Source organism: Streptomyces sp. LS1784 (genome assembly GCF_020103755.1).
Lineage (GTDB): Bacteria > Actinomycetota > Actinomycetes > Streptomycetales > Streptomycetaceae > Kitasatospora.
Map to the genome: position 1 here is coordinate 1 of NZ_JAHSQD010001126.1, position 1,052 is coordinate 1,052.

The 1,052-nt window shown below is 78.0% G+C and carries 1 protein-coding gene; it reads right to left on the reverse strand.

The window, feature by feature from the left end:
- Positions 1 to 1,052, reverse strand: a 1,052-nt coding sequence (locus KS423_RS46095; RefSeq protein ID WP_374120196.1) for a lytic transglycosylase domain-containing protein, incomplete at both ends; no start/stop codon positions are given.

The window sequence follows — 1,052 nt, forward strand, 5'->3', positions numbered from 1 at the left end:
GTCGCGGTCGGGGCGGGAGTGGGGCAGCCCGGGAGGGGCGTTGCCGTCGGGGTGCCGGTGGGCGTGGCGGTCGGGGACGGGCTGCCCGTCGGGGTGGGCGTGCCGGTGGGCGTGGCCGTCGGGTCCGGGCAGGTGGTGGGCGTGCCCGTCGGGGTGCCCGTGGGCGTGCCGGTCGGGGTCGCCGTCGGGGAGGTGCCGCCGCTCGGGGTGGTCGTCGGCGTCGCGGCGGGCGAGGTCGAACCGCCGGGCGTGGGCGTGGTGGTGGCGCTCGGGGTCGTCGTCGGCTGGGCGCTCGGCGACTGCTCCGGAGCCGGAGTGGCCGGAGTGGTGGGCTGCGGCTCCGTGGTGGGCGTGCTGCCGGCCCCCGTGCCCGCACCGTCGGTCGGGAGGGCCGGGAGGTACGGCGTGGGCAGCGAGGCGGGCGGGACCGGGGACCCGGGCCGGTTCGGGACGGTCGTCACCGTGCCGCTGCCGAAGTGCGCCATCCAGTTGCGCACCGTCCGCAGGTACTCACCCGAGTTGTTGTAGCTGAGCACCGCCCGGTCGAGCTGCGCCGGGTCGGCGAGGTCGCGGCCGCCCGCGCACAGGTAGCGGCCGGCGGCCTCGGCGGCGTCGAAGACGTTGTTCGGGTCGGCCTTGCCGTCGCCGTTGGCGTCCACGCCCCAGGAGGCCCAGGTGGACGGGATGAACTGCATCGGCCCGACAGCGCGGTCCCAACGGGCGTCGCCGTCGAAGCGGCCGCCGTCGGTGTCGGGTATCGCGGCGAAGCCGTTGCCGTCCAGGGCCGGGCCGAGGATCGGGGTCAGGGTCGTGCCCGCGGCGTCCACCTGGCCGCCGTTGGCCTGACCGGACTCGACCTGGCCGATCGCGGCGAGCAGCTGCCAGGGCAGGTGGCAACCCGGCGAGCGCTGCGCCAGCGAGGCCTCGGCCTGACGGTAGGCGGCGAACACGGTGGCGGGCAGTGCGGGCCCGTTGGCCGCGAACGGGCCGGCCGAGGGCGGGCCGGGCAGCGTGCCGGGGGGCTGCGGGAGCTGGAGGGTGCCGCCGCCGTC